Origin of the sequence: Desulfovibrio sp., assembly GCF_019422935.1 — a bacterium.
Taxonomy (GTDB): Bacteria; Desulfobacterota; Desulfovibrionia; order Desulfovibrionales; family Desulfovibrionaceae; genus Desulfovibrio.
In genome coordinates, this window is sequence record NZ_JAHZCJ010000010.1 from 166,080 (window position 1) to 174,234 (window position 8,155).

5 protein-coding genes and 1 pseudogene are annotated in these 8,155 nt (G+C 58.5%); 4 read left to right on the forward strand and 2 right to left on the reverse strand.

Features of this window, described 5'->3' with window-relative positions:
* Nucleotides 1–66: 66 nt before the first annotated feature.
* On the reverse strand, nucleotides 67–2,259 hold the full coding sequence (locus tag QZ383_RS12870; RefSeq protein ID WP_291445999.1) for a glutamine synthetase III: 2,193 nt from the start codon (nucleotides 2,257–2,259) through the stop codon (nucleotides 67–69).
* A 351-nt stretch (nucleotides 2,260–2,610) separates the two neighbouring features.
* Nucleotides 2,611–3,033 (reverse strand): peptidylprolyl isomerase, encoded by a 423-nt coding sequence (locus QZ383_RS12875; protein WP_291446000.1) that lies wholly within the window; start codon nucleotides 3,031–3,033, stop codon nucleotides 2,611–2,613.
* Nucleotides 3,034–3,446: 413 nt separating this feature from the next.
* Between QZ383_RS12875 and lysA the strand changes: the two genes are divergently transcribed.
* The 4 genes and pseudogenes from lysA to QZ383_RS12895 all read left to right on the forward strand — a co-directional run.
* On the forward strand, nucleotides 3,447–4,715 hold the full coding sequence (lysA, locus tag QZ383_RS12880; RefSeq protein WP_291446002.1) for a diaminopimelate decarboxylase: 1,269 nt from the start codon (nucleotides 3,447–3,449) through the stop codon (nucleotides 4,713–4,715).
* 1 nt (nucleotide 4,716) lies between these two features.
* Nucleotides 4,717–6,129, forward strand: coding sequence for an MATE family efflux transporter (locus tag QZ383_RS12885; protein ID WP_291446003.1), 1,413 nt, complete (start codon nucleotides 4,717–4,719; stop codon nucleotides 6,127–6,129).
* 88 nt (nucleotides 6,130–6,217) lie between these two features.
* Nucleotides 6,218–7,111: a phosphatidylglycerol lysyltransferase domain-containing protein gene (locus QZ383_RS12890; RefSeq protein WP_192112039.1), complete on the forward strand. Its 894-nt coding sequence runs from the start codon at nucleotides 6,218–6,220 to the stop codon at nucleotides 7,109–7,111.
* An 872-nt stretch (nucleotides 7,112–7,983) separates the two neighbouring features.
* Nucleotides 7,984–8,155: pseudogene (locus QZ383_RS12895) on the forward strand (sulfite reductase, dissimilatory-type subunit alpha); the annotation flags it as partial.

An 8,155-nucleotide genomic window follows, 5' to 3' on the forward strand; every position in this document is an offset into this window, starting at 1 on the left:
CAGCATCAGCTATGGCAAGCGGGAGGGCGCGCCCGGAGCGGCTTTGCCCTCCCCTGCCGTACAGGCCTACTTGCCGAACAGAATTTCCTGATAATTGGGCAGCGCCCACAGGTCGTCAGCCACGCGCACTTCAAGCATGTCCGCGTAGCGGCGCACTTCAACCATGCGGGGCAGCACATATTCGCGATAGCTGAGGGCAGCTTCAAAGCCGTAGCCCAGGCTGTCCGCCTTGGTCAACACTTCTTCAAGCTGGCCGCAGGCATCCTGCATGAGGCGCAGATTTGAAGTGATTTCGGCCAGGGTCATAGTTTTGGGATCCTTGCCGATGGCGCGCATATTGGCTGCCGTGGCGGCCAGTTCACCCTGATAGCGCATGCCCGCAGGGTAAATGATGGTATTGGCCATGCGGATAACCAGATTGGCCTCGGTGCGCACTGTTTTGCAGTACTGCTCAAGATAGATTTCCTGCCGCGCCTTGAGCTCGGCCCTGTTGAGCACGCCAGCCTTTTCGTAAAGGCTGACCACTTCGGGCTTGGTCAGTTCGGCCAGAGCCTCGGGGGTGGTGCGCAGGTTGGGCAGGCCACGGCGCTCGGCTTCCTTGTGCCACACTTCGGAGTAGCCATCGCCGTTGAAGATAACGGCGCTGTGCTCGTCAATGACATGGCTGATAAAGGATTCCAGAGCCTGATTGAAGGTCTTGCCCTGGGCCAGTTCCTTTTCAAGCCAGTCGGCTGCGAAGCCCAGCGAATCGGCCATCATGGTGTTGAGCGCTGTGATGGAACCCGCCGCAGACTGGCTGGAGCCAAGCGCGCGGAACTCAAACCTGTTGCCTGTAAAGGCCACGGGGCTTGTGCGGTTGCGGTCGCCGGGATCGGCGGGCAGCGGTGGCAGCGTATCCACGCCCAGATTGAGGGCGCGGCCCGTGCGGCCACCGGCGGCGTTTTCAACGCGTCCGGCGCGGAAGGCTTCAAACACTTCCGTCAGCTGATCGCCCAGGAAGATGGACATGATGGCCGGCGGAGCCTCGTTGGCACCCAGACGGTGATCGTTGCTGGCGCTGGCGACGGTTGCGCGCAGCAGGCCGCCAAACTTGTGCACGGCGCGGATCATGGCGGCGCAGAACACCAGGAACTTGGCGTTGGCATGCGGGGTTTCGCCGGGATCAAACAGGGTGCCCAGCTCCGCATTGCCGATGGAATAGTTCAGGTGCTTGCCCGAGCCGTTCACGCCCGCAAAGGGTTTTTCGTGCAGCAGGCACTTGAGGCCGTAGCGCTTTGCCACGTTGCGCAGCTTGGCCATGATGATGTGGTTGTGGTCAACCGCAAGGTTGCTCACCTCAAAGAGGGGCGCAATTTCGTACTGGCTGGGGGCCACTTCGTTGTGGCGGGTGCGCACGGGCACGCCCAGCTTGTACAGCTCGCGCTCCACTTCCATCATGTACGAAAGCACACGCTGGGGGATAACGCCAAAGTACTGGTCGCTGAATTCCTGCCCCTTGGCCGGACGCGCGCCAAACAGGGAACGTCCGGCGATCTGGAGGTCGGGACGCGCAAAATTGAAGTTGTGGTCAATGCAGAAGTATTCCTGCTCAAGCCCGGCGTAGGAAACAATGGGCAGGGGCGTATCTTCGCCAAAGAGCGCCAGCACGCGGTGAGCCTCGCGGTTCAGGGCCTGGCCGGAACGCAGCATGGGCGTTTTTTTGTCCAGGGCAACACCCGTCCACGAAAGGAACATGGTGGGGATGCACAGGAAGGTGCCGTTGGGGTTCTCCATGATGTAGGCGGGACTGGTCACATCCCATGCGGTGTAGCCGCGCGCCTCAAAGGTGGAACGCAGGCCGCCGGAGGGGAAGGACGAAGCGTCAGGTTCGCCGCGAATAAGCATGGAGCCGGAAAATTCGGCGATCACGCCGCCAGAGCCGTCAGGCATCAGGAAGCTGTCGTGCTTTTCGGCAGTCTGCCCGGTGAGGGGATAAAAAATGTGGGTAAAGTGAGTGGCACCCTTTTCAATGGCCCAGTCTTTCATGACTGCGGCAACGGTATCGGCGATGGCGGGGTCCATGCGTTCGCCGAATTCAATGGTTTTGCGCAGCGCCTTGTACACGCTCTTGGGCAGGCGTTCGCGCATGATGCGGTCATTGAACACGTTGCACCCGAAAATATCGGTGGGTTTGGTGTCCACGAAATTCAGGGGGGCCGCTTCGGGTTTGTAAGTGGTGATGGCCTCAATGGCGCTTTGTCTGGCGGATTTGCTGCTCATGGACGAACCTCGCGTTCAGGGCTGACGCAGTGTTGGGGGTGCCGATATTCCCGCTTATGGCGGTTGGATTCATGCCGCTGCATGCAAACCGCAAAACGCCCGCGCCCGTGCTGCCCTGGCGCACGCGGACAAGGGGGGCTGGTGCAGAGGCCTTGCGGACGCCGTGCAGACGCCCGCGCCAAAGCCATGATTTCCAGGCCTGACCATGAAGGCCAGGCCCGGAACAGTATACTCTACCGGAACGCGCCCTGGAGTTGCCCGCCGCCGCACAAAGCCGACCATGCAGAATCAATCGCACGACCAACAAGGCAAAGGCAGAGGCACAACCGGAAGCGCGAACCAGAAACCGCTTTAGTTCACGCTCACGATTTCGATTTCAAACGTCAGCGTCTTGCCAGCGAGGGGGTGGTTGGCGTCAAGGGTAATTTCGTCCGAGCCAACTTCGGTGATGGTCACGTCCATCTGGCCCTGCTCATTGGAGAGCTGCAAGGGCACGCCCACGTTCAGGGGAATATGGTCGGGCACCTGGGCGCGGGGAACGGTGAACACCAGTTCGGGATCAGCCTCGCCGTAGGCATCATCAGGCGCAATGGTCACGGTAACGGTTTCGCCCGCTTCGTGGCCGTCAACGGCGGATTCAAAACCCGGGATCAGCATACCCTTGCCCATTACGAATTCCAGGGGTTCGCGCTCACGCGAAGAGTCGAACACCGTGCCATCGTCAAGGGTACCCGTGTAATGTGCGCGCACCGTATCGCCTTTTTTAATAGGCATAACTACTCCATTGCAGTGTGTGTGGGCGGTCTGCGGCAGTGTGCCGCATTGTCGGCAGAAGCTGCCAGGGCAGAAACCCGCCCGCGAAAAGAATAACGCCCGATTGTAAAGTGCAAGCAAAACACGCCGGGGGCCTTCTGTCAATCTGCAACGTTGCCGTTAATGCCTTCAATCCCCCTGCCAGCGCGGGTTTGCGGGCTTTGATCTTTTGCGTGCCATTGCGGTAAAAATGCAACCGCCGCAGTTGCATCCCGCCCTGACGCGACACGGCTGTCACTCCGCCGTAACAGCCGCTTGCAGGCTTGACAGAGTGCCATGCGACACTAATAATCAGCAATTGCTCTCAACGGGAAAACCCCGCTCTTGTTCGGGCGGCACACGCAATCTTTCAGAGGTATCTCAGAGGTATTTTTATGTCCGATATCCGCTCCACGTACACCGACGAATGCAACTTTTATGGCCGCCACACCCCCCGCGAGCTGGCTGAAACCTTCGGCACCCCTCTCTATGTATACAATGAGAACGTGCTGCGGCAGCGTTGCCGCGACCTTATGGGGCTTTCCAAACACCCCGGTTTCGGCGTGAACTATTCTGTCAAGGCCAATGCGACCCCCGCCCTGCTGCGCATAGTGCGCGAGGAAGGGCTGGTTGTGGACGCCATGAGCCCCGGCGAACTGTACATGGACGAGCTGGCCGGTTTTACGCCTGCCGAAATTCTGTATATTTCCAACAACAACTCCGAAGCCGAGCTGAAAAACGCCGTTTCGCGCGGGCTGCTTATCAGCGTGGATTCCCTCTCGCAGCTTGATACCCTTGGCCGCATCAACAAGGGCGGCAAGGTCATGGTGCGCTTTAACCCCGGCATTGGCGCAGGCCACCATGCCAAGGTCATCACCGCGGGCAAGGACACCAAATTTGGCGTCACCCCCGACAAGCTGGACGAAGTTTTTGCCCTGCTTGAAAAGCACGACCTCACGCTGGCTGGCATCAACCAGCACATCGGCTCGCTCTTCATGGAGCCCGACGGCTACCTTGATGCCGCCAAAGTGCTGCTGCACCTTGCCGACCGCCTGTCCGCCAGCATGCTGGCAAAGCTTGAAGTCATCGACTTTGGGGGCGGTTTTGGCATTCCCTACCACAAGTACGAGGGGCAGGCCCGCCTGAGCATGGCCGACCTTGGCGAACGCCTGCACGCCCTCATTGCGGGCTGGTCTGAAAAATCCGGCTACAAGGGCCGTTTTCTTGTGGAACCGGGCCGCTATGTGGCCGCCGAATGCTGCGTGCTGCTGGGCACCGTGTTTGCCGTCAAAAACAATGGTGACAAGCGCTACGTGGGCACCAATCTGGGTTTCAACGTGCTTGTGCGCCCCGCCATGTACGATTCCTTCCACGATGTGGAGATCTACGGGGCCGACACCCAGACCCGCAAAAACATGGTGCAGACCATCGTGGGCAATATTTGTGAAAGCGGCGATATCCTTGCCAAGGAACGCGAATTGCCCGTTATGTGCGAGGGAGATGTGCTTGGGGTACTTGACGCCGGAGCTTATGGATTTACTATGGGTTCCAACTACAACCAGCGTCGTCGCCCCGCTGAAGTTCTCATTCAAAGCGACGGCACTGCCAAACTTATCCGCCGCCGCGAAACCCTTGAGGATCTTGCGCGCTGCCTGATGGATTAATGTGACACAATTACGCGGCGCATCCGCGCAGCAGGCCCGGCCCGCGCCCGACCTGAGCACTTCCCCCCGCGCGGTCTGGCGGTTGACCTGGCCCCAGATGCTCATGATGTACCTTATGTTCTTCATGGGCTTTGTGGCTGTATGGGTTGCCGGACAGATCAGCGCGGACGTTCAGGCGGCGCTGGGCATGGTGAACCAGTGCAGCATTCTGCTGATGGTGGTCGCCATGGCTGTTTCAAGCGGCGCTACGGCGGCCGTGAGTCAGTCGCTGGGCGCGCTTAAAGTCATGCGCGCCCAACGCTATATTGGCACAACGGTTATCGGCTGTATGGGCCTTGGGCTTCTTGTGGCCCTGACAGCCGCCCTCTTCAGCGACGGCATACTGCGCGTGCTCATGGTGCCTGAAAGCATCATGCCGCAAACCCGCGAAATGTGGGCCGCCAGCATGCTTGGCCTGCCCGCGCAGTACCTGTATGCGTCAACTGGGGTCATGTTCCGCGCCACGCGCCAGGTTTTGCCGCCCCTGTGGGTTGCCTCCGGCGTGTGCCTGTTCAACCTGCTGGCCTGCCTTGGCCTTGGGCTTGGCTGGTTTGGCATGCCCAACATGGGTTATATGGGGCTGATCTGGGCAAATGTGGGCGCGCAGTATCTTGGCGCTGTGTGCAACTGCGTGCTGCTGGCGCACTCCGGCTATCTGAACCGCAAATCCCTGCCTTCCCTGCGCTGGCTCCGCGCTGGCCTGCCCTACCTGCTCAAGGTGGCCCTGCCCGCAGGCGCGGCGCAGATCGTATGGCAGTCCGGCTACATGATGCTGTTTGTTCTGGTGGCGTCATTGCCCTCCGACAGCGTCAACGCGCTGGCCGGTCTTAATGCCGGTTTGCGGGTGGAAGCCCTGCTGTTTCTGCCGGGCATGGCCTTCAACATGAGCGTGGCCGTGCTGGTGGGCAACAGCCTTGGTGCGGGCAAATCCGCCGAGGCCCGTCGCGTGGCCCTCAATATGGTGACGCTTGCGGCTGTGGCCATGAGCTTTATGGCCGCCCTGCTCTGGCCCTTCCGGCAGGAGGTGGCCCACCTGCTCTCGCAGGAGCCGGGCACGCAAGCGCAAATTGTGAGCTACCTTACCTATAACCTGCTCTCCACGCCCTTTTCCATCGCAAGCACTGTCATGGGCGGCGTGATGACGGGAGCCGGTGCCACCAAGTACAACCTCATGATTTTTGGCGGCAGTTTCTGGCTAGTGCGCCTGCCCTTGGGCTGGCTGCTTGGTCACATGCTCTGGGGCACGGCCTCGGGCGTATTTGTGGCCATGCTCGTATCCCAGATTCTGCAAACCAGCATCATGCTTTATGTGGTGCTTTTCAGCGACTGGACGCGCTTTGCCATGAGCCGCTGCCGTCAGCCGCAAACCCCGTAAATACCGCCCGAGAGGCCGCAATGGCGGCACCCTGGCATGCGCCCGCGCACTGTCATGCATTTGCGCATCGAGACGCGAGGAGACGATTGTGAGCAAGACCTTTACCCCTGTCAGCCTGGAAGGACGCCAACAGTATTACGAACTGTGGGGCCGCACCCCTCAGCGTTCACTGGACTACACCCTGGCAAACCTGTGGGGCTGGCAGGATTACTACGGCCTTGAATGGTGCTTTGAGGACAACCTCTGCTGGATCCGCCAGACCCGGCCCTATGCCGTGTGCTGGGCACCTGTGGGCGACTGGAACGCGGTTTCGTGGAAGGATCTGCTGCCCTGCGGCTTCAACCCCGAGGCCCACAACATCACTCGCGTACCGGAAAAGCTGCTGGAAATCTGGCAGCGCGAACTGCCCGGCCTTGTGGATGCGGATGAAGATCGCGGCCAGTGGGAATACCTGTACAAACAGGAAGAACTGGCGGAACTGCCGGGCAACCGCTTTCACAAAAAGAAAAATCATCTCAACAGCTATGTGAAGACCTACGGCCAGCCGGACTACCACACGCTGGACGACGCCATGGTTGAAGACGTGCTGGCCGTGCAGGACGACTGGTGCCAGTGGCACGAATGCGAGGAATCGCCTTCGCTCAGGGCCGAGAATGAGGCCATCAACCGTGTGCTCAGCCACTGGAACTGTTTTACCGGGCTTGTGGGCGGTTCGCTCTATGTGGACGGCAAGATGGTGGCCTTCAGCGTGGGCGAGAATCTGGACGGCGCAAACCTTGGCGTGCATTACGAAAAAGGACTCAACGGCTTCAAGGGCGTGTACCAGACCATCAACTGCCTATTCTCGCGCAACGCGGGCGCAGGATTTACCTACATCAACCGGGCGCAGGATCTGGACGAAGAAGGCTTGCGTCAGGCCAAGATGACCTATCTGCCTGCCGACTTTCTGCGCAAATACAAGGTGCGCATCCGCAAGAGCTGACGTTTGACAACCGCAACGGAGCGTGGGGGCAATCGCTGTACACCGCGCTTCGGGCCTGAAAGACATAAAACCGCGCAGCCGTCCTTTATCAGGGCGGTAAGCGCGGTTTTTATTTGTGCGGCCTTACTGTGTATTGCTATTTTCCCGGCGCGCAGCCAGTTGAAAAATTTCCTTTTGCTGACAACCAAAACAAATGCAAAACCCCGACAGAAGCCGGGGAATTGCACGAAAAAAACAGTTGAGGTGGCTGAATCATGCCATAATTGGTATTCCTGTCAACATAAGATACCAGTCGAGAAAAAATAATATTTCTTCCACAGTTCCCTGCTTGTTCCACCCTGCCCTGAATTTTTTTAATCTGCAATATTAGTCTGATACGCGGCATGGGCAGATATGCCCGTCAGATACCAGCAGAGAAAATATCGCCTCCCGACCTCCCCTGGAAAAAATATTTTTTAGCCCACCAGTCTCTCCTCCACATCCCAGAACAAATCACGCAGCCAGCCTTAGCCTACGAAGAGCAACAGCGCTCTCGCGCAGCAATATTTACATAAAAACAACGAAATTTCGTTCTTATTTATGAAATATCGCTTTCGGAGAAAGCGCGGCATAAACAGAAGAATACGACAACATATTGCAATTATTACAATAAATTATAACGGCTTGGTTCTTGAATACTACGCCCCAATGATGCTGCTCCCCCACACAATGGGGAAGGCATATTGGGCTGAAGCTGGCAAAAGGAAACCACGGATACGGAGCAAGCAACTTGCCGTGCTTTGCACCGTTTCCGGCGGCATTTGATTTTGCTCGATCAATGTCTGGCTTTGTGCTCTGGGCTGGACAGAACAATGAACTTTTGAGGTGTGATGATGTCAAAATTCGCAACGCCGCAGTTGGATCAGCTTGAATCCGGTCCATGGCCGAGCTTTGTATCCGATATCAAGCAGGAAGCTGCGCATCGCGCGGCCAATGCCAAAAACGTCGAGTATCAGATCCCTGTGGACTGCCCTGAAGACCTTCTGGGTGTGCTTGAGCTTTCCT